Consider the following 22,541-nt stretch of genomic DNA (forward strand, 5'->3'; position numbering starts at 1 on the left):
CGATGTGGATGTGCCACGATTCGCCTTCCGTGTCCGGCTTGTAGGAGCAACTTCTCAGCTTCCCCGATCCAGATGCGCGACCGATGCATGCGCGTCGCCGGCCGCCGCTTCTACCCGCAACTCCAGCTCATGCGCCTCAGCGACGCCAACCCCGATCAGATTGCCCAACGCGCGGTCGATCCGGCCCCGCGCGGGATGCGCCGGAATCAGCAGGTCCGGTTGTTCGGCGAAGGCGGCGTCGAACCAGCGCACGACGCGACCGCCGATGCCAGCGGTGATCCACAGGCCCGCCGCGTGGGTGCGATCGAACCAGGCCTCCACGGCATCGAGGACGAAGTCGAGGTGCCGCGCCCGCGGCGCAACGAGGAGCAGCTTCATAGTGCAAAGCGCCACGAACACCGTCGGGCCGCCCCGCAGCAGGGGGCGCATTGTGGCTAGCAGCGGGTCGACGCGGTCGACGAGTAATGGCGGGAGATAGCTATATGTCCCGTTGAATGGATCGTGAGTATTGAGGAGCATCTTCGCGATGATGCCGCCACTTTCCATGTCGATCCGCGAGCTGGCCGGATCGCCGGCATATTCCCACCGCTTGAGCGCGATCACCCGCTCCACCAGCTTGGTGCGCAGATCGGCAGGCCGAGAAGCGGTACGCTGGGGATCATTGAAATAGAGCGCGTCGGCCGCATGCATGACCGTGTGCGCGACCTCGCAGAAGGGCTCGTCTGGCAAATCGGTCACGAGCTTCAGATCGGGATCGAACGACATAGGCGTGCCGTCGAGTAGCCGCTCGGCGAACAGCGCATACTGGTGCAGGTTCCAGTCGTGGGGATCGCGGTCGATCTCGGTATCAACCGACAGCCCCAACCCGTTCATCCGCGCGGTCCAGTCAGCATAGGCCGCGACCACCTCCTGCCGCCAGCCGATCGATCCCTTAGGCGGGGCCTGGATCATCGCCAGCCACTGCGCCGCAGCCGCGCTGTCGACGTGGACGATCTCGATCGCCTCGTCTTCGTCGAACTGTGCCGGTGGGACTGGTCCAGGAACGCGAATGCGCGAGCCGCGGCGCAGATGGGGACGCTCCTTGGGCCATGTCGTCCATGCAGATTCGGCGCCGCCATCCAGCCAGTCCACCTCGGCCGAGACCGCTGCATCGATCGCTGCGGCCCGCTCCGCTTCCAAACGCGCATGTTCGGCCTCGTCCTCCTGATAGCTCTTCCAGCGCCAAGTCATGCTTGCGAAGGCCACGCGCATCGCCGCTTTGAAGAGCCCGGGCTCGATCTCGAGGATCCGCGCGAGGCCGGCGGAAGAGGCCGGCGCGACGCTGCGATCTTTGCGCGTCGCGAGCCGGATCAGCGTATCTCGGTCCGCGTTGCTCCCCTTGCGCCCCCAGAGATGGATCAGCGCAAGCGTCGCGATTGCCGGGCGGTTGAAGCGCAGCGTATGCTGCGAACTACCCCCCGCGATCGGACTGCTCTTCCAACGCGATCGAGATGACCTGACGAACCCATTTCTCGTGCGTCGCGAGCAGCTCGTCATCCCCATCGTGTGCTACCAGCAAGGCAGTCGTGATCAGCCTCGTCGAGCGCGATTTGAGAGCATCGGTATCACTGTCGTCGGGGAGATCGCCCTCTGCCTACTCGACCGCATCGCGTGCCGTTGAGGCGGTGGCGTGTTCGCCTTCTCTACCCATAGCCAGACTGATGCGCGCCTCGATTTCGGTCGATCGGAGGAACTCGCCCCGCTTCTCCTCCATCGCTGCAAAATGAGCGGCCTCATCCGCGGCCGGCTGATAGGCCAGCGTACCCTCCCCGATGTCTGTCCAGTTCGACCGCTGAAGCATGTTGTTGGCACAGCGTGCGATGAACCGCGCATCGCCCCAGTTCGAATAAGGTTCATAGGGCTCCAAGTTCTCGATCGCGGCGCCCAGCTGCTCACGCAGACGGTTCGCAATGGCATCGTCGCCCATATAATTGGGCACGATGTCAAGCAAGGACGCACCCCGTGACGGGCGGGCTTTCAAGTCGGCGAGCTTGACCTTTCCATCCGGCTCCTTCCCGATTGGTAAATCGATCCCTGACCCGATGTGATCATGGGTCTGCCTCGCGTGGTCGCAGCTAGCAGCTCAGGCGCTGCGATAAACGGCGCGAGAACATCACGACCGACACCGAAATGCGACAGCAGCACGTCGATTGCGACCAGCAGATAGGCCGCACAGCTGCCCTCGGATCCAAGGATGTCGGTGAGCACTTCATCGACGGGGACACCGTCGTCGAGGCGCTGCTGGCTCCCCGCCTCGAGGGCCTTCAGTCCGGAGGCTGCCGAATATTCGTGGCTCTGGTCGCGAGACCACAAGTAGCTCGAAGTCCAGGGAAAGAAGCGCGAGCCATGGCCGAGATTGATGGTGAAGCCGTCGTCTTCCGGCGCAAGCCCGTCTGTGTTGAACGCTATCGCTTCCGCAACCAGCGTCCGAATCAGTCTCAACCCTTCGGCCGCACCGGACTCCAACAGATCGAGAAATGGCGGCTGCGCTGGCGAGGCCGGCAGATAGTCGCTGTCAGCGAAGGCGAAGGCTCGCTCCATCGAGCGGTCACGGCGGCCGCGTCGCTCCCGCTTCTCAATGAGGCTCGACAATACGAGGTCCGCAAGCTCGGCCGGCGCAACCGGCGCGATCATCTTGGAAAACGGCCGGATCGCCTCGACCTTATAGCTTTCCCGCTCGCCGCCGAGTTCCCTTAAATAAGCCTTCAGCTGATCGGGCGCGAATTCGCCAAGCAACACCGCAGTCAGGCGCAGATGCTCGATCGCGCTGCGCCTAGCGTCGCTCGCCAGCTGACCGAAGCTTCGCTCTCTGGGGATCGTCACCTCGGCGTCGCGAACATCGAGCTGACGCAGCCAGCCGAACAGCATGACGGCCGTCTGCTCGGCGAACGATCGAAGGTGCTTGAGAAGATAGATCTGTATTTGGACCAGCTCGACCACCGCGCCGATCGCGGACATTGGGATCTCGGCAGCATGCGCCACCACCCAGCGCAGGAGCAGAACTGCTGACCCGGTAATATTTGTACGATAGGAGCGCGGCAGATTGACCTTGGACCCGTCCGGCATGGTCATCAAGTCGGCCGTCGCTACGGTCTCAGCCGCCGCAATCGTCGTGCACAATTCGAGGAGAGCTGCGCCGTCCGCCAATAGGCCAGCGCCGCACTTTTCGAGCAGTTCGAAGCCGGCCTCCGACCGCGGTAAGGCGAGGATCGCCTGGCGCCGCCATGATCCGTGCGCCCCTTGCTGAGACAGATGCGCGAGCAGATCGGTCCAGGTGCTGTAATCTGCCCCCGTCTCGAGCGCGAGGCGGGCGGCGAACTCGATACCGCGCGCAACGCGCGGCGATACCGGCACGCTCAGATCGAGCGCGGCCAGACGGCTCGAATCCTCTGCGATGTAGTTCCCGATCGCCCAGTCGCGCAGCACGTCGTGATAGAAATCGAGCCGGTCGCGGCGCACTTCCTTGAGCGTCAGCGTCCCGAGCAGATGCGACCGAGCAGAAGAATCCTCGGTCAGATCGATCCCGTCTTCTCCCTTCATGGCACCGGCCGCGAGCGCGGCCAGCAACCGCTGCGCTGCGGGCACCGCGGTAGCAGGCGTGCCATCCGCTCTCTTCCACCATACATCGGCCATTGCCGCCTCGGTGCGAACCTCGGTCGCGCTCGGCACCTTCAGCAGCCGGGATAGCCTATAGAGATTACGGGCAAGGCCGGCGGCGGGATGCTTGGGGTTGAGCAGCAACCGGAGATCCGGCGCCTGATCGACTAGGATCGCGACTTCATCTTCCGACAGGGGCCCGACGCGTACCCGGTGCGCGCCGCCCAGGACGTCAACTATCCCTTCATCGAGCCAGGGTTCGACGTCAACACGGCCGACCGTGCGCTTGGTTGCGATCACCGTAAAGCCAGGGATCGCGCTCGCCGCCCGCATGAGCTCCATGACCGTGCGCTGGCGCCCGCGATCGTCGAACATGTCGATGCCGTCGATGAAGAGCATCGCGCCGCCGCTCGCAGCCAGATCGGTCAGGAACTCGACCGCCGAATCCGGGATGCCGAGCGCGTTGGAAAACGGCAACCAGCCGCCTGACGGCGTCGCGTCGCGGTCAAGTACGATGATCGGAGCCAGGCGCGCCACGCGTCGGCGACATGCCGAAGAACCCAGGATTTGCCGACACCGGAATCCCCACTGATTTCAATGAACCGATGCGCTTCAGATGCATCGTCCACCGCAGCGACAGCTTCTAATCGCGGCAAGGTCACACCCGCCACGCTCGTTCCATGTGGGCAAGCGTATTCTGCGCGAGCTCGGCGAGTCTGGCGCGTGCCGGCCCATAATCGCGGTCGCCGGCAAGCCGGAACCCTGCTTCGGCGAGATCGGCCCTGAGGCTATCTCGATCAATTTTACCGCCAGTGGTCCCGGTCTTGATCGACAGGTCGGTCAGCCGGCTCCACAGCGCCTCGGCAAGGGCGACATCCCTCGTCTGCCAGCGCCACCCGCGCGAGTGCCTGACCATAGGTCCGCGCAATCGGCACCGTCGCTTCGAAATCGAACTCGAGGATGAGCATTCGCCGCAAAAGCGACCAGATCGCATGGTCATCGTCAGCGATGCCGCCGGCGATCAAATGCTTTCGCGTCGTCGCCACGAAGTCGCGCATGTCCTTGCTCGCGACGCCCTTGGCGCCGATGCGGTTGAAGAACGCTGTCGCGCTGTCCGCGGTTCGCGCCCATTTGAGCACATCCTGATAGGCGCCCGAAATCTTGCGGCTGGTCCGCTGAGTCGCGATGCCGAGAAGGTGCCGGTCTTCCGGGACAGAACCCACTGCGCTCCGCGCGATTTGCGACGCGACATCCTGATAGACGCTATCGCTGGGCGAGAAGGTGATATCCCGCTTCGACTGGATTTCGAGGATGAAGTCGCCCGCCGATCCCGCGCCCGAGACTACCAGGTCATCGAGCTTGAATCCCTGCTCCGACCGAACGCTGACGACCCGGGCGTCAGGCAAGCCCGGTGCCCGATTGCCCGTCAGCAGCGCAAGCAGATAGAGCGCGCCGAGTTCACCTTCGATATAGGCACCGGCCGGCCCCCACGATGCTGGGCTCGAACCGCGCACGATTTCGGGGCTGGGCTCCTTTTCCACCATCGATAAGATTTGCAAGGAGTCGCCCTCGCAATCAAGTTAGCACGGCACCTTGTTCTGGTTCCCCTGAACGGACGACAGGTTCTGGCTTCGTTGAGAACGGCCGAGACGACCGCATAGCCAGCCAAACCGAGGCCTGCTTAGCCCCTGGCGGGCCGAATACGGCAGCACGTGTCGAAAGGATTGTTCTTGAATCGATCTGACCGTTGGGAACGGGTATGTATCGAAAGCAGGCCATCCGATTTCTATCCGGACATATCCGTCGTAATTACTCCCCTCCTCCGCGCCTTCCATTTCTCGTGCACAGATGTCAGTCATAATCGTGCTACTGCATGATCAACGGTTCGGGAGCGTGTCCGCGGCTACTCGCAGCCAGGGGTTGAGATGCCAGAGCAGCACAGCCGCCGGCAGACATTGGGAGCCCAAGGCGCGCGGCACCTTGCACGTTCGGAGGCGTCAGCCTGTGGTCACCACCCCAATCGTCAGGGCAGCGATGGTCATAAAAGCAATCGCGGAGATCAAAGCCATCAGCGAAGGGCTGGCCTTTGACAGGGAATCCACGAGGCCCTTAATCGTACCAAGTAGCTTAGTGATGTCGGCCGTCGCATCCTTCGCCGCTTTCGAGGCCGCGCCGTCGACCATGGGCTTGCTGATATCGGCGGCCTTCCACTGACCGCGGATCTGTACGAACATCGTTGCGGCAAAAATCACGAAGGACACGATCGAGAAAACAAGTGACCACCAAGCGATCCAATCTTTCATAACACCCCTCCAATTGTTTAAGCCGCATGTAGCGTCCCCAACGATTAGAGATAAAAATCCATTTGCATTATCTTTGCAAGAAGATTGACTCAGATGAGCGATCGTGCAAATTTTTGCACGGGGAATGGTAAGATTGGTGGGTAACACTCATGGCTGCCGTAAAAACAGCGGATAAGGTAACGCAAAGAAAAAACGCGAAAGTTGTTACAAAAGCGGCTAAGAAAGAGACGGCTCTTCAAAAGAGCATCCGCCGTGTTCGAAGCGGGATTATCTTCGAAGCGGCGTATCAAAGAGCAAACGCCGCACTCGCAAAGACCAAGCCGGCAAAGACCATCGCTGCAACCGATATCTATTTACGGCTCTGTTCCGTCCTCGACGTGACGCACATCGAAATGAATGCGCCGCCGTCCGACTACCTCAAGGGGGACGATCCCGTAAAGGTGTTGAGAGCCTTCGCGGCGGTCTTGAACAACAGCAATGAATTCGAAAGCGATGGCCTCGGTCTGGCCCCCGGCGATCTGGGCGGAGCCAAAAAGATGAAACAGATCGGCGGCGCGATCATCGACTGGTACGAAAGCAACGGTTGGATCGTGACATAGGGGGCTTCCATGCCGGCGTTTTTTCGCCTTTCTTGCGCAATTGCCCTTCTTGCCGCAGCGACCGATCCGGGTTGGTCCGCGACTAAAAAGGAATTGACCGAGCGATACGGCATCAATCCGGGCGTGGAACGCGTCTCCGGCGATATCTCGCGGGTGATCCGCGCTCACGACGCCGACCCGCGCCTTAAGAAATTCGACATCGACAACGACGGCCGTTTCAACGACGCGGAGATGGCGGCGGCTAGCCGCGAGGATGAAGAGAAGTATTCAGCACCGCCTTGGGAGCACGATCGCTCGAAATCGAGCAGCGCGGACCGGTTTGAAGCTGCAGGCGAAACCGTCCAGGCGAAGCTTGGCGTGCCAGTCATTTATCTCGAAACGAAAGCACCCAATGCTCCGGTTTCGGACTGCGAGGATGACCAGCGGTTTTTCATTCGGCGCGACAAGCTTGACAACTACATGTTCAACCTCGCGCCCCTTTCAAAGGCTCAAGGCGCCTCGGTCGCTTACACGAAAGACTGGGACGGTTCGAGCTATCAGTTAAAAATGGATGGCAACGTCTCTCTCGCACTCTGGCGGGAGCCCTGCCGGGACCGTCCCGAGGGTGTAAGCGGACCTTACCTTTCAGCCTACGCTTTCGCGCCGTGGATCGGCGCACACGGTACGCGGAGTGACGGTCCCGGTGGCACAAGCGATCTCAGGTTTGGTATCGAGGCGCAGGCCGAGCTTTTTAACCCTAGGCCGTTCAACTCGATGTATTTTTCGCTGTCGCCCTACTATCAGACTGATTTTCGCGGCGACGGGAACGCCTACGGCATCGAAGCCAGTTGGACACCTTACTGGCTGGAGGCTCGCCTAGGCGGAAATGTCCGGCGCCTCTCCCCCTATCTCGATTGGTATTGGCAGTTCGCGGCCGAGGCAGACTACCTCAATGTCCAATCTCCCGGTCGGACCGACCTTGAAGACAAGGACTATGCTTGGCTGGGATTCACGACAAAGCTTCATGTCTTTCCCTTGGCTGGGAGCGAGATCGGACCTGAATTCCTTCAAGACCGCTTTCATCTGACGGGAACGGCCAAATATCACTGGGATGCCATCTCTGGCGAAGTCGCCGCGCTCTATTCGGCGGAAGCCGCCTATAACCTAGACGAGTCCGGCGCGACGTCGCTTTCTCTTCTTTACGAGAATGGCAAGCGAAAAGAGACGCTGGAGGAAGTCGACCAGATGCAGCTGAGGTTGAACTACAAATACTGATGTGCCAGGCAACTCCGAGGGAAAAATGCGCAATTTTCTCCTCGCAGGTTCACTGCCCTAAGCGGCTTATCTTGCTGTGGAGAATCCGGTCGATATGATCCGAAAGGTGCGACGGCACGATCCTTGTCAACAGCAGCACCGCGCTAACATTTGCCGATGCGTACCCGAGCGATCATTGTCCGATCCTTTAAGCATTGAGGAGTAGTGGCAATCAAACAGAAGCCGCAATGCCCGTGACAACAGTCGACAAGGTTATTGTCAGCAATCGTTTGCGCTTAACACGAAGTACGGTGCTGGGGGCGTTGCCGCGATTTACAAAGCCCGCAACGGCTCGTTGCCGCCGACCTCAAGAGAGGCCATGCCAGCATTGTCATCGATATCGACGATAACGCGCAAATGAGCGCGATCGGCGGCGCGGCAGTTTTGGGACCGACCGACCAACGGGGTGCCAAGGAAGCGATTGATGCCATCGATAAGGCTCACACGCCCGACTACATCATGCTTCTCGACGGACCGGACATTATTCCCCACATTCTTCTTGTCCCGATTTCGGACTGACCGACCCGGACAAGGATATCCCCAGCGACCTGCCTTGTGCGTTCTCGGCGTCACGCGCGTTGTCGGCAGACTTGCCGTGCCTGCCGGCGAACCTTCTGAGGATTCGATCAAGGAGGAAGCGTCCCAAGGCTCTGGCGCGGTTGAGCGGGATCAAAGGCCGAACGCCCTGGACCATAGCAATCTACGATGATCGGAGACGCATGTTTCCTTGGGAATCTGTCGATGGATCGTTGTAAAAAAGCAACAGCAAAAACAACCCTCGGGTCTTGGCAGATGTGAGCTCGCCCATTTTATGCCCCGCCGCCATCATTGTCATATTGCTACAGCCAGATCTCGCAGTATAGTTATTCGTCAATAACTTCCTTCGCAGGGGAATTCTATGATACATTCCCGCGCTTTCTTTCTACTCACCTTTATCGAGTGGTTCGCCGACTCGGCTATCTTCTGGCATTTGGGCCCAGTGACTAGAGTTGCCAAGCTACGTACAATCTTCTCGGGATCTGCTCGATGAGCGATCCTGTGCCAATCAAAGGCTTTGCGCGTCATCTCGCTTTTTTTGTCGCGATCGATCAATACCGAGACGGCGTACCGCTGCTCAGTACACCAGTGGCTGACGCTGAAGACCTTGCCGACGCACTGGCAAAAGAGCACGGATTCCATTGCCGTATCCTGCGAAACTTGGACGCCACGCTTGATGGGATGGTAGCGTTTCTTGACGAGATGACTGAAGAAATTCGCGAAGACGACCGAGTCATCTTTTACTTCGCGGGTCATGGAATATCACTGCCGGGTCGAGATGGTCCCTGGGGATACATCTTGCCGCAGGATGCTTCCAAGGAGAGCTCCGACAGATATCTTCAAATGGTCGAGCTCGAACGCAGGCTAGACTCACTCAAGTGTCGCCATCTCCTCGTTGTCCTGGACTGCTGTTTCGCCGGTGCGATGCGCTGGTCGGGAACACGGGACCTGATAGCTGTACCGGAGAACCTTCACCTCGACCGCTATCGGTGGTTTGTTCGCTACAGCGCTCGGCAGGCGATCGCTTCGGCAGCACATAACCAAAGGGCCATCGATGTGGCCAACGGTTGGCCCCTCGGGCTGCGGGGCGAGGCCACTCCAGGCGCCGAGGCATTGCCGACGGGCAGACCTCACTCTCCGTTCGCTGTTGCACTTCTTTGTGCGCTGGCTGGAGCGGCCGACCTCCCGATGGAGAAAGGAAAGGGCGACGGGGTAATAACGGCGACTGAACTCATTCTCTTCTTGGAGCGGAGTTTTTTGCCGATCGATGGAAGCGAACCCGGCCAGGTTCCGCTGCTATGGCCGATGAAGAACCACGACAAGGGTCAGTTCCTGTTCCTCGCGCCCAACGCTACCCTCGACCTCCTTCCGGCCCCTCCCCTTTCCAACCCGTGGCTCGGCCTGCTGCCATATGGGCCGAAAAATAGAGATGTCTTTTTTGGGAGGCGGGAGGCAACGAACAAGTTATTTCGCCGCGTATCGGATGCCAGCACCTCATCTCAAGAGGTGCCCCAACCGGGCGAAAGGCTGGTTGTGGTCATCGGCCCCTCGGGTTCGGGCAAGTCCAGCCTCGTACGAGCCGGACTGCTGCCGCTAATCGATCCCGAAGTGCGCCAGATTCTGATACGCCCTTCGAAACCGGGTCCGACTGTTTTCCACTCTCTCGCCGCATCACTCGGCGAACTACGTGGCCTGGGAGTGGTGCCAGATGCAGAAGCTCTCGGCAAAGAGACTTCCGCCCTTGCCGATTGGGCGAGGAAGATGCCGAACGAGCGGTTTTTGCTGGTGGTTGACCAGGCCGAGGAGTTGCTCACCTTGGGCACCCAAGAGACCATGGACAAGTTCCTGGCCGCGGTAGCCGACGTCCTCAGCAAAACCAACACTATGAACGTCGTACTGACGTTGAGATCCGATTTCGAGCCGCAGTTTGCCGGCTCAGCCCTTCAGGATAGTTGGGCCAAGGCGAGATATCTTATTCCGCAAATGACGCAGAGCGATCTGCGGCGCGCGATAGAAGGGCCGGCCGCGGTCAGGGTCCTCAGGTTTGAACCGCCGAGTCTCGTTGACGGCTTGATCGACGAAGTCATCGCTATGCCCGGCGGTCTTGCCCTGCTGTCCTTTGCGCTAAGTCAGATGTACCTCAACTTCGCGGAGCGTGGAGATGAGGATCGGGCAATCCGCCAAGTTGACTATGATAGTCTCAAGGGTGGGGTTGCCGGGGCGATCCGTGTCAGCGCCGACCGGGTCATCAGTGCCGCCGACAAGGCGCTCAGACGAACTGCCAGGCGGGTGCTGGAGAGACTGGTCTCGGTCGAGTCAGGCGTATTCACCCGCCGACGCGTTCCACAAGTTGAGTTCAGTTCCACAGATCCCGACGAAGAGGCGCGGATTAAGACCGTCCTCAAGCGCCTTGATGACGAGCGGCTCACCGTCTCTGACGTCGTTGGCAATGAATCGCATCTCGAACTCGCGCATGATGCGCTGATATTGGGGTGGGATCGGCTTTTCAGATGGGTCAGACGCGACGCGCCGTTGATCTCCGATCGGCGGCGCCTCGCACAAGATGCTACAACCTAGAACGCGAACAGAAAGTCGCGCCCGTTATGGGACGATCCCGCACAGGTCAAGACCATCCGACAAGTTGCGTGCAGAAATGTTCCCCGGCCTCAATACACTCGAGACGGAGTTTGCAGCAGCGAGCATCAAACGCTGGCGACGCAATTTGATCATCAAATGGGCCGGAATCGCGGCTATCGCTGTTCTGGCGATCGCGACCGTCATCGCCAACCAGGGTCTCAATAGAACCAATCGCAATCTTGAAACGTCGCTCGAGGGGTCGTTGGCTTCGAATGTCTATTCGACCGATCCAACGCTCGGCCTGCGTCTGGCCGAACATGCGGAAGCCATAACCCCCAGCTTTACCAGCCAAGCCGTACTGGCCAAAGTCTACAATAGCGACCAGCTCTTTTATAACAATCACTACCGCGATGTTTGGGCCGCCGATATGGACCCTGCAGGACTGAACGCTGTTTTGCTGTTCACCGGCACCACCCCCCAAGTCCGAATGGTTCGGCTGGCCGATGAGGTGGAGCTTGCATCGTTCGTTGTCGACGCGGATACGATAGATGCCCAATTCGCAAATGGCGGGAAGAACATCTTCACGCGAACCAGAAAGGGTGTTCTGACCTTTTGGTCGCTCGATGGGACAGCAATCGCAACGCAACCAAGTCAGAGCGACGAGACGTCGTTCCCCTGCTCGGACCGGGCAGGAACCTATACCGTCGGCGGGGCGTTCGATAGCATTGATCTCTGGAATTTCACGGCAGCGAGCCAAGTTTCGATTCCCAGTCCTGTGCAGCACACACGTCCGCGACGCTTGAAATTCTCCTGCGCTCCCTCAGGTGGACGCTTTGCGATTTATGGCTACAACGATGGCGACATCACCACCCTTGGCGTGGACGGTAAGGTCCGAAAAGCAATCAAGGACAGTGCCGCTTCGACTGCCGTTTCCTTTTCTTCGGATGGATTGTTGTTCGCTTTTGCGCATCCAAAAGGTTTGGATGGTTTCGGTGACCCCACCGACGCCAATGAAGTGACGCTGGTAAAAAAGGATCAGCAGGGGGTTGTTTTCTCGACTGCCGAAAGCAAGATCACGTCTGTCGCGTCCACTGCGGACAGCCTAAGCCTCATCGTAACATTGCTTAATGGAAAATCATTCGCTGTCCCGCTCGGCGGCGATCTCGCGATGATACCTGCTGCTACCCAGATCGCAGCACTCGGTCGCGCTGTCGACGTCGTCTCGCCCGGACCCGGCAATTTGATAGCCTATTGCCGGCGCGATGGCATCGTGCTGTTCTACAAAGGAGCGCACGAGGTTTACCGCGCTGTTGCCGATCAGCCAGGAGATTCACTCAATCCACAGATCTCCAATCTCGTCTGGGACGAGTCCGGAACGAAGGTACTCTCCTGGACACGTGGTTTCGTCGCGCGCGTCTGGTCGCTGCAGAGCGCTCGCTTCAGAGCAGTCAGCAACACCGCGCAAACCGTATACGACATGGCGACATGGAGCCCCGATGGTCATGAAATAGCGATCGAGTACTCCTCCATTTCGGGCGATTACGGGGTTGAGACCCGTGACACTGGCGGAACATTGCTGAGGACTTTGGGCGGTCATCAAGCCTTCTTGCGAAGCGTGCTTTATACCAAGGACGGCAAGGTCATCACTCAGTCCAACGACCGAATCCAGATCTGGCCCAAGGCGGGCGACCCTGTCGTGGCTGTCGCCAAAGAGGACGCGATCTTTACCGGTCAGTTGAATTTTCGCGCCGACCAGACGATCATTGAACTCATTGACACGAGCGGCGATCCCCATCGACAGGGGGCCTGGACGTTGGACGGCAGCCCTGTCGAGGTTAAAGAGCCCCCGGCCGACACAGTCGATTCTTTGGCGCCCCTCGCCCCGAAGAGTTCCTGGCCTTCGGTGAGGTGGGAACGGACTGAGCAAGGCTACGGGTACACTGTCGTGAGCCCTGATGGGACAGCCAACATTTTCCTCCCCTCCACCTCCGACATCGCCAACTCCTCGAACTTAATTACCTCCAATCAGATCGATGAGGCTGGCTACGTCGAGACCGTCGGGGATTTTGGTTTGGAATGGTACTTGATCGATCCTTCCAAACTGATCACCGAATTGAGCCGCCCTGAAGTCGATAAATTGATTTGGCGTGTCGATGACGTCGAGAGGGCGAGACTCGGGCTTTCCCATCGCTCTGAGGGAGCCTATCTCGTGCAAGCCTTCCAATCCTATTTCAGCAGGTAGACAAGAAAGTGCTCAAAGCGCGACATTGCACTTCGCGATCGCGTCCGAGTGGGTGCCGGCTGCAAGCCGAGAGCAATAGTCGCCACCCCTGCCTCAAGCTGATGTGGGCGGCAGCCCGATCTTTGCGTGGCGTGGGGTTGCCGGCTTCGACAGCAGACCGCATGCGTAGCTGATCAGATCGGCGTTTCCTGACAGCACGTCGGTTGCGCTCATTCGATAATAGTGATCCGCCACGATCCCCTCGTCTTCCAGAACGAGGCCTTGTCCACCTCTCTTGCGAATGCCCTGGCGGATTGAGAAGCCGAAATCGACTCCCGCAGGGAGATCGTCCACGAAGCGGTTGTCTCCAGGGAAGTATGCCGCCAGGTTATTTCTCAACCAAACCATCTTTCCGATTTTGTAGCTCTGTCCATTGTCCGTGATCTCCCAGAAGTTTCCAAAATCAGAGTCAGGCAGGCGCTTGACGACAGCAGCGGAGCTGAGTGTCTTTCCCGCCGACGCAAAGGAAGCGACCGTGATTGGGCCAGCTTGGCCGCTCTCAAGTTCCAATTCGGCCGACAACGGGAAAGCAAACCCTGGCATGGCGGCGCGAAGGACGCTGTGCTGCCAGTTGTTCGCGCCGCCCGCGGAGATATTCTCGTCCGTGCAAATTACCTGCCCTATCCCATGATCGAGAAACCCCGCAGTAAAAATATCCGCCGTGCTGAACGTCAGGGCATCGACAATCAGCACACTAGGCCCTGAGTAGACCTGTCCGATCTTGTTGAAGGTTGCTTCATCGTCTTCAATTGGAAACGTCCCGGAATGCTCTTCGCCCAGTCGGGTGCCCTGGGAGGCCGTTGGTTCCCACGCGTCGAAATAGTCGCTGGTCGAAAGCAGATGCTCGACGGCATCTGAGGCCCTGAAGCGAAATCCGAGGGGGCTAATTCGCTGGGATGTGAACAGTTGCAGCAGCAGTTCGCCCGCCTTGATGTAACCTCCAGGATTACCGCGCAAATCAATGATGAGGCCGCTTGCCGGCAATGGACCAACTTTTGCTGCAACGAACGAAGCGAAATCGTCGGCGTCCTCGACAGAGAAATCAAAAACACGAAGGTACCCGAAATCAACGCCATTGTGCTGCACCGTCCGCACATCAATGTTTGGATAGGAGGTTGCGGCGAACTGCTTGAACCGAGGCGAGAAAACTTCGAACAGTTTACGGTTGGAGTCGAGCAGATCTGCATCGACACCTTGCCCGGTCATCGTTGAAGCGGGCGCCAGGCCAGATACAGGCGCAAGGGCGAAACTGTTCCAGGAGACTTCAACCATGGAAGACGAACCGTTTGGCAGCCGGAGATCCAGATTGACGGCGTGCTCTGCAGGCGGATCGAAACGATCGGCCCGCCTTGCTGTCAGAAACCGAACCGCCAGCGCGCGACGGGCGGCATCGTTGCTCGCGCCGATATCTTCGGCAAGTTCGCGAACAACCAACTCGACCGGCACCGTATTCCAACGTTCGATGATCGACCCCGCCTTGATATCGGCATGAGTGGATTTGGTAACGAAGTATGCGGGCGCGCCCGCTTCGAAAGCTCGCTCCACAACGAAAGGCAGCGAATACGAAGGCGAGGTGGACGCGTAGGAGTAGCGGGTGTGTCGATCACGCACGCTGTTAACGAGGCTCCTCATCGCGCGGTGAAAGTCCACATCCGAGAGCTTGGCCGCCCGGCGCCTTAGCGAATCCAAAAGAGGAACAACATCAATACCATGCAGCGCCGTCTTCATCCGTCGGTGAACAAACAGCTCGTGTATGATCGACAGCACATTCGACGCGATGGCTTCACGTTCACGCGGGCTGAGCACTGTTCATCCCTCCCCGTACTTGTAAAATGCGCAAGTACTTATTGTAAAATACAACGTTTAAGTTACTTTGACAGGTATGAATGCGGACGCTCTTATTTTGGCGGCCGAGTGCTTGGTATTTGCCGAAAAGCAGGCGGTCAGAGGGTTAATCTGCCACGCAAGCGTTCTTTGCACGCCAACTCAATTTCTGCTCAGTTGATAGCGTCACGCAAATGCATTGGCAGATTCGGCTGCTGAAACCGGCATAGGCAACATAGCAACAGCTGCAAACGAGGGGACTACAGACATGAGCAAAGGCATTTCACTTCACATCGGACTGAATGCCGTCGATCCCAAACATTACCAGGGATGGGCGGGTGAGCTGGCGGCCTGCGAAATGGACGCCAACGATATGGCGATGATCGCAAAGACGGCCGGATTTGAGGCAACGACATTGCTGACCGCCAAAGCCTCGCGCCAATCGCTGCAAGGTGCCCTGACCCAGGCAGCGAGCGTGTTGCGCACCGGGGACATATTTTTCCTGACCTATTCAGGTCACGGTGGCCAGGTGCCGGATACCGATGGCGATGAGCCTGACGGGCTCGACGAGACCTGGTGCCTGTTCGACGGGCAACTTGTCGATGACGAGATTTATTACTACCTCGGGCAGTTTGCAGCCGGCGTGAGGCTTTTGATCCTATCCGACAGCTGCCACAGCGGCACTGTGATCAAAGATATTGCCATTGCGCAATCCGTGCGCATGGATGTCACGCAAAGCCAGATACGTTATCGCGCGATGCCACCGGAAATAGCGCAAAGAACATATCTGGCAAACAAAACCTTCTATGATGGCATCGGCAATGATCCTCGCTTTCGAAGCACGCGCTCGAAGATCAACGCATCAGCGCTGCTGATTTCTGGGTGCCAGGACAATCAGCTCTCGGCCGACGGCACGTTCAACGGCCGCTTCACGGGAACGTTGAAAACAGTTTGGAACGGCGGAAAGTTTTCCGGTGGATACAAAAATTTTCACGGCGCAATCCTTGCGAGAATGCCGAGAGACCAAACACCCAATTATTTCCTCGTCGGCGCTCCCAATTCGACGTTCGAGCAGGAGAAGCCATTTACAGTGAACATCGGCTGAAGGCAGGCGACTATGGCGAGAACGTTGTATGCCACTTTGATTGGCATCGACTCCTATCTGAGCCCCGTTCCGGCCTTGAATGGGTGTGTTAACGACATCGAAGCGATCGCGAGCTTGCTTGAGAATATCAGCAAGACGGGGGATTTCAGCGTTGATCTGCTGATGCTGAAAAACGATCAGGCGACTCGCTCTAATGTCATTCGAAGCTTTCGCGACCACCTTTGCAAGGCAGGCCCCGATGACGTGGTGCTGTTCTACTACAGCGGCCATGGATCACAGGAGAGCGCCCCGCCCCAGTTCTGGCACCTAGAGCCGGATCATCTCAACGAGACCTTAGTTTGCTACGACAGTCGCAACACCGGCGAGTGGGATCTCGCAGACAAGGAACTGGCTGTCCTGATCGCCGAAGTCGCAGTCCGCGGTCCGCATGTGCTGTGTGTGCTCGACTGCTGTCATTCGGGGAACGGAACCCGCGCGGCGCTGGAAGAAGGTCTTTCGATCCGGCGGGCGCCGACCGATCGACGGCAGCGCCCGATTGAAACATTTCTGAGCGGATCGCAGTCGGCAAAACGCAACAGCGATAAAACAACACCTGATTCCAATTGGTCCGTGATGCCCGAAGGCCGGCATGTGCTGCTGGCGGCTTGCCGGTCCAGTGAAACGGCCAAGGAGGTGAACGAGGACGGCAAGCCGCATGGCGCATTCAGCGCGGCGCTACTCGCCGCTTTGCGGCAGATGCGCGGAGCGACCAGTTATCGCGACCTAATAAAACGTGTTGAAGCTCAGGTCCGTCTGCGCGTGGCGCAGCAGGTCCCCCAGATCGAAACCAGTGATCCGCGAGATTTGCTACAGCCCTTCCTCGGCGGTGCGGTTAGCCAAGGGCGAGCAAGTTTTACAATGAGCTTCGACCGCGGCCTGCAATGGATCGTCGATGGCGGGGCCATTCACGGAATTGCGTCGCCTCAAGACTCACAGACAACCAGTTTTGCTATTTTTCCGCTCGATGTAGATCCCGAAATGTGGCGATTGCTCGATGCGGCGCTGGCACTAGCCGAGGTGTCCGACCTGAGACCAGAACTTAGTTGCGTCAACATCAAGTCCTCCAGCCACGGCGATCTCGATCGCAATACCACCTATCGCGCAATCGTGATCGCGACGCCACTGCCAGCCAAGCAAGTTTATCTCGGCGGCGACGCATCTGCATTAGAATTGATTCGATACGCGCTAGGCAACACCGCCAATTCGGGCCAAGCCTCGCTCCTGGTCCAAGAAGCAAAAACCGAGGACACTGCCAACTTCCGCGTCACTGCATCTACAACCAGCTATAGCATTAGCCGGTTGTCGGGCGACCGTCCTTTGGTCGCGAAAGTCGAAGGCATCAGCGCCAACGGAGCCGCGCTGGTGGTCGAGCGTCTCGAACATATAGCGCGATGGCAAGCCGTGGCAGACCTAAGCAATTGCGACAGCCACCTAGGCGATGTGCCCGTAAAAATCACCATGAGTGTGCCAGTTGCAGACGGCAGGGCCGAAACTTGGGAAGAGATCGATCCGCGTGTAGAGAGCCGCCTTTATTACACCCGGTCCCCCGACGGCAAATGGCACGCGCCGCGGTTTCGCCTGATGCTTACAAACTCAAGCAAAAGAGACTTGTACTGTGCGCTGCTGTGGCTCGGAGAAGACTATTCGGTGAGTTCCAAGCTGCTTGCAGCGGGGGCTCAACTCATTCCTGCAGGACAACCGATGGGCCTCGGCGGCGGAAGGGAGCTTCGTGCGACGATCCCGGATCGGAAATGGGAAGCGGGTCGCACCGAACTGACCGACCATCTCAAGCTGATCGTAAGCCGCGAGCAGTTCGACGCAACATTGTTCGATCAGGACGCAATCGAGACCCACAGCCGTACGCGGAGGCTGGAAAGGGGATTCGAGCGTCCGCGGTCAACATTTGAGCGTCTGGCCAAGCGCGTATACTACCGTGACGTGTCGTCGGTACCGGATGGTGATGAGAACCTCGGTGACTGGGCCACGAGTGACTTAACCCTAACGGTGATTCGGCCGCTGGAAACGTCGGACGTGCCTGCGCGGGGCGGCCAGGTCGAGCTGGGCGCCGGCGTAACGCTTTGGGGCCACACAGACTTCAAGGCGCAGGCCAGCCTCGTGTCGATGACCGAAGTCGGACGCTCATTGGGTACGCTTGGGACACCGGCGATTTTCCGCGATGACCCGCAAGCATCGCAGCCCTTGCTGTTCGAGACCGCCCGTGGAACCGATCACGGCCTTGGCGCGCTGCAACTTAGCGATATCGAAAATGCAGCATCGGTCACGGCCAACACACCTTTGCATCTTCGCGTGCCGGCCACTCTTGCGCCCGGTGAGCATGTGATCCCATACGCCTGGGATGGCGAGTTCTATCTGCCGCTGGGAGTTGGCCGACCAATCGGCGGCGCGGTGGAGATCGAACTCAGGCGGATTCCCGTATTCAGCACGTCCAGGGATGTCGAGCGCGGGATTGTCAGTTCAATTCGTATTCTGTTTCAGAAGATCGCCAGCACATATATCGATACTGGATTCGACTACCCGCACCTTGCTGCGGTCAGCTTCGATACCAGAGATCAGCCTGCCTACGATACGGATATCAAACTCGTTCACGAGAAGGTCGACCGGGCGAAGAGAATCCTGCTCTACGTTCATGGCATTCTCGGCGACACCTTGGGTATGACTGCGGCGGCAAAGGCCGAGATTGCGCTTCCCGGTATTGCAGCCAAGTGCATTGTCGATGGCTATGATCTCGTGCTCGCCTTTGACTATGAAAACATCAATACTAGTATCAAGGACAACGCGCGCAGTCTGAAAGAACGTCTCGGGGTAGTTGGTTTGGGCGTCGATCACGGCAAGACGCTACACGTCGCCGCGCATTCGATGGGTGGGCTGGTCACGCGTTGGTTCATTGAACGGGAAGGCGGCAATCGTGTCGTGCAACATCTGGTCATGCTGGGCACGCCAAATGGGGGCTCGCCCTGGCCAACGATACAAAACTGGGCAAATGCGGCGCTGGCCATCGGACTGAATGGGCTGAGCACCATCGCATGGCCGCTGCAGCTGCTTGGCGATCTTGCAGCCGCAGTCGAGAAGGTCGATGTCGCCCTAGACGAGATGGTACCGGGATCGCCATTTCTGACAGAGCTTGGAAAAAGCAACGACCCTCAAACCCCCTATTCGCTGCTCGTAGGCCATACCTCGATCATTCCTGCTGCGGTTGCGAACGGCACATTCCGGTCACTTCTCGAACGGCTATCGCCACAGCGCGTTCTTCATGACGTGACTGCGATGGCCTTCTTGAACAAACCAAACGACATCGCAGTAGCGGTTTCCAGCGCCCGGGCCGTTCCAGAAACGCGCAACCCCGAAATGATCGCTAGTGAGGTCGCTTGCGACCACATAACATTCTTCACAACCGATGCGGGCCGACGGGCCCTGTTGAACGTCTTGTCGCGTATATGAGCGCCGCAGGACGATCGAAGGGTTCAGGAAAACTCTGGTGCGGGTCGCGTCAAACGGACACCTCGCGTCGGTAGGCGTACCGAGTTTGGCCGAGGGATTTCACAGACGCAGCCGACCGGGCTCGCCACAAACCCGGAACCCGGCCCAGAAAATAGCGGGGATACCTCTGCGCCCAAGTTCACCGGACAATGATGCAAGCTGAGCTTCGCGTAATGCGGCGTCACGCGGGAGCCGCTTCATTTCCGCGTAGAAGCGCGACACGAACGCAACGGCGAAATCATCGTCAACGGGCCAAAGTGAGCCCAGCGTGCTTGCCGCCCCACTTCGCCAGAGTGTCTCCGGCAAACTGACGATCCAGCGTCCGGGAATGATGAAGTTGTCGGCTGACCAGCACGACGACAGTGTGACGTGTTGGCAATTGTCCAGCCGGACCCTGGCCAGGTCGTGCAAAGTCAATCGTCCGTCACGCCCCATACGGGGCATGAGTTCCAGACCGGACTGATCCGGCTGGTCAGGTTCAAACGTTCCGTGACAGGCAAAATGAGCAATGGCGGCTTCTTGAAATACATCGAGCATCGAAGCCTTGCTGGCATCTTCATCATCAATAAACGGCCGTATCTCGAGACCCCAACTCCCAAGACGGTCAGCCACGGCATGCGATTCCGCCGGAACTTGCGGCAAGTCCTGCAGTCGCCCAAATCCTTTCGAGACACCCACCACCAAGCCAAGTTTGCGGCGCGCACGCTTTTTCACAGACGGCCACGTCGCGTACCCGATCGACAAGGCGAACTTCTCGACCAGATAGCGCTCTTCGTGGCTCAACGCGGCAAAGGGTACGCCGTGCAGCGCGTCGTCCGGAATTACGACCAGGCCGCTAACCCGCTTCGGCAAAGCGGCGAGTGCGGTGTCGAGTTGAAGCGCCTCGCCAAGGTCGCCAATGAGCTGTTCGTCGGAGGGTTCTTCGACGAGGGGATCATCGTCTGCCATCCCGATGTCGCGCGCTGGTCCCACCCGCTCACCGCGCATTCTCTGGTGCCAATTCCGGACCCTCTCCCGCAAGTCGATGCGCGTCACCGGACTGACTGCAAAACCAATTGTCATGAAGCCCGACCACATGACGAACACGCGGTCCGGCAGAACGAGATACGACAGCAATGCGCGATCTCGTCGGCTTACCAATAGCCGTCGCAGCATCGACGGGCGCCTGCCTTGCAGCGGAACTTCTGTTTCGGCCGCAAGCTGCCGGCCGGCGCGGCCCAGCTTGTAAGCGTCGATATGTTCCATCAGCCGATGCAGACGGCGCGCCGTCCGGATTCGATGGCGCAAGCGGCCAAGATAGGAAGCCTGGGCTGACTGTGCCTCCTCCCGCACGAGTTCTTCGATCTGGGAAGCAATATATGCCTCCTCCATCGTCGCCTTGTTGAGAAGGTAGGTATCCCGATCACCGCCAACGAGCGATCCAGAAATATCGAGGAGCAGCCTTTCAGCCGACTCGGCCAGTCGCGCTGCCTCGCTGAGCTTGCCTAACTGGGTAAGACAGTGCGCGCGCAAATGCTGCACCTGCCAGAGTTCCGGTTTTAAGGAAAGCGCCGACAATCGCTCGGCTGCTCTGCCGAAATACGATTCGGCGGCGGCAAAATCGCGGTGGACCAGAGCAAGATGGCCGTCAAGAACCCCCAGTTGTATGTGAATAAGCCGCGAGTCGGTGCTGGAAAACGTGTCCTTCATTAGACCGAGGCGCGCTTTGGCGTCCTCTGGGTCGCTTGCCAGCACCCACTGAAATTCGAGTGCCCGATCTTCAAAGAATGAAAGAAAATTGTCGGCTTGGGAAACGGGCAGCAGAACAGGCGATCGCGCGGGGCGGCGGATGTCGCTGCCACGAGACTGGCGGCCTTGAACCATATCCTTGACGGAAAGCGCTAACGACGCCGCCATCACAGGAGACCTTCGGCGCGCAAGCGCAAGGCTGGCAACGGTCGCCGCACGCATCTCCAGCCCGCGATCTCCCAACATTGCGGCTCTGACTCCGGCTTTTTCCGCCAGCCACAATGCTTCGCCGACGCGATTGAAGAGAACCAGAGCGTGCGCGAGATTAAGGGCCGCAGCCGCACCTGCGCGACCAAAGCCTTTCTGGTCGCAGAACCGGACCACGCCCTCGAAATTGCGTGCCGCCGAACCAAGACGGCCGCGCAGCATGTCCAACTTGCCGGAGAGTTCGAGCTGACGCGTGTGGATAGCCGGCGCGAGATTGTCAGGGGCGTCAGTGACAAAGCTTGCAAGGGTGCGCTCGGCGGCGTCAAGATCACCGTATTCCAGCAGCGCCGCCACCCGCGCCAGCCCGATATGTGGGGCGGTGCGTCGCGCAAGGTCAGGCGCCGCCCCTTCGGCATGCGCAAGTCCACGCTCCAGCACCGTGAGTGCGTCGCCATATCTTCCGATCCCTGCGAGGACCTGACCCATGACCAGATAGATGCGTGTCAGCAATACGGAACGATCAGCGGCCTCAATGTGCCGCCATTCGATGGTCGCTTCCCAGTGTTTCAAGCCACGAGGCGAAAGGTCTATTTCATCCACATCGCCGATGCGCTCTTTCAGGTCGCCGAGCAGGTTGAACGACTGCTGCATCCGCCCGCGGGCCAACGCCAACTCGACGCGCTTGAGCTGCGCGTAGTCGGCCGCGACGTCGTTTCTTGCATTGCGACACAGGCCAACCATGGTGACCAGCAAATCATCAGCCGTTTCAAACATGCCAAACAGTGACGTGAGTTCGGACAGGCGCTCGATGATGACGAGTTCGGCGGCGCCAAATCCATCCACGCCACCGGCAACGGCAAGCCGGCCCCGCAGAAGAACGCAATAGCTATCCAATGCTGATCGATAGTGTCCGA

General features: G+C 59.0%; 14 protein-coding genes. 7 read left to right on the forward strand and 7 right to left on the reverse strand.

The window, feature by feature from the left end:
• Positions 1-54: 54 nt before the first annotated feature.
• From NKH41_RS27650 to NKH41_RS27670, 5 genes are all read right to left on the reverse strand, one after another.
• Positions 55-1,542, reverse strand: a complete 1,488-nt coding sequence (locus NKH41_RS27650; RefSeq protein WP_352934830.1) for a hypothetical protein — start codon at positions 1,540-1,542, stop codon at positions 55-57.
• Positions 1,543-1,633: 91 nt separating this feature from the next.
• On the reverse strand, positions 1,634-1,966 hold the full coding sequence (locus NKH41_RS27655) for a hypothetical protein (RefSeq protein WP_352934833.1): 333 nt from the start codon (positions 1,964-1,966) through the stop codon (positions 1,634-1,636).
• Between the two features lie 50 nt (positions 1,967-2,016).
• Positions 2,017-4,173, reverse strand: a complete 2,157-nt coding sequence (locus tag NKH41_RS27660; RefSeq protein WP_352934836.1) for a hypothetical protein — start codon at positions 4,171-4,173, stop codon at positions 2,017-2,019.
• 266 nt (positions 4,174-4,439) lie between these two features.
• On the reverse strand, positions 4,440-5,195 hold the full coding sequence (locus NKH41_RS27665) for a hypothetical protein (protein ID WP_352934839.1): 756 nt from the start codon (positions 5,193-5,195) through the stop codon (positions 4,440-4,442).
• Positions 5,196-5,633: 438 nt separating this feature from the next.
• Positions 5,634-5,939, reverse strand: coding sequence for a hypothetical protein (locus tag NKH41_RS27670; protein ID WP_352934842.1), 306 nt, complete (start codon positions 5,937-5,939; stop codon positions 5,634-5,636).
• 149 nt (positions 5,940-6,088) lie between these two features.
• On the opposite strand from NKH41_RS27670, the gene NKH41_RS27675 reads away from it, so the two are divergent.
• The 5 genes from NKH41_RS27675 to NKH41_RS27695 all read left to right on the forward strand — a co-directional run bounded on the left by NKH41_RS27675 (position 6,089) and on the right by NKH41_RS27695 (position 13,187).
• The gene (locus NKH41_RS27675; RefSeq protein WP_352934845.1) at positions 6,089-6,538 is read left to right on the forward strand and encodes a hypothetical protein; all 450 of its coding nucleotides are present in this window, start codon (positions 6,089-6,091) and stop codon (positions 6,536-6,538) included.
• Between the two features lie 9 nt (positions 6,539-6,547).
• Positions 6,548-7,792, forward strand: a complete 1,245-nt coding sequence (locus NKH41_RS27680; RefSeq protein WP_352934848.1) for a hypothetical protein — start codon at positions 6,548-6,550, stop codon at positions 7,790-7,792.
• Positions 7,793-8,188: 396 nt separating this feature from the next.
• Positions 8,189-8,350: a hypothetical protein gene (locus NKH41_RS27685; RefSeq protein ID WP_352934851.1), complete on the forward strand. Its 162-nt coding sequence runs from the start codon at positions 8,189-8,191 to the stop codon at positions 8,348-8,350.
• 507 nt (positions 8,351-8,857) lie between these two features.
• Positions 8,858-10,945, forward strand: coding sequence for an nSTAND1 domain-containing NTPase (locus tag NKH41_RS27690; RefSeq protein ID WP_352934853.1), 2,088 nt, complete (start codon positions 8,858-8,860; stop codon positions 10,943-10,945).
• Positions 10,946-11,021: 76 nt separating this feature from the next.
• Positions 11,022-13,187: a WD40 repeat domain-containing protein gene (locus NKH41_RS27695; RefSeq protein WP_352934856.1), complete on the forward strand. Its 2,166-nt coding sequence runs from the start codon at positions 11,022-11,024 to the stop codon at positions 13,185-13,187.
• Positions 13,188-13,280: 93 nt separating this feature from the next.
• Here the strand turns inward: NKH41_RS27695 and NKH41_RS27700 are convergent, their stop codons facing one another.
• Entirely contained in the window at positions 13,281-15,032 is a 1,752-nt protein-coding gene (locus NKH41_RS27700; RefSeq protein ID WP_352934859.1) for a S41 family peptidase, read from the reverse strand.
• 286 nt (positions 15,033-15,318) lie between these two features.
• On the opposite strand from NKH41_RS27700, the gene NKH41_RS27705 reads away from it, so the two are divergent.
• Positions 15,319-16,155 carry a caspase family protein gene (locus tag NKH41_RS27705; protein ID WP_352934862.1) on the forward strand — a complete coding sequence of 279 codons (837 nt, stop codon included), beginning with the start codon at positions 15,319-15,321 and terminating at the stop codon, positions 16,153-16,155.
• Positions 16,156-16,167: 12 nt separating this feature from the next.
• Positions 16,168-19,653 (forward strand): DUF7379 domain-containing protein, encoded by a 3,486-nt coding sequence (locus tag NKH41_RS27710; RefSeq protein ID WP_352934865.1) that lies wholly within the window; start codon positions 16,168-16,170, stop codon positions 19,651-19,653.
• A 99-nt stretch (positions 19,654-19,752) separates the two neighbouring features.
• On the opposite strand, the gene NKH41_RS27715 is transcribed toward NKH41_RS27710, so the two are convergent.
• Positions 19,753-22,401, reverse strand: a complete 2,649-nt coding sequence (locus NKH41_RS27715; RefSeq protein ID WP_352934876.1) for a CHAT domain-containing tetratricopeptide repeat protein — start codon at positions 22,399-22,401, stop codon at positions 19,753-19,755.
• Between the last annotated feature and the right edge of the window lie 140 nt (positions 22,402-22,541).

Origin of the sequence: Mesorhizobium sp. M1169, assembly GCF_040318345.1 — a bacterium.
Classification (GTDB): Bacteria; Pseudomonadota; Alphaproteobacteria; order Rhizobiales; family Rhizobiaceae; genus Mesorhizobium.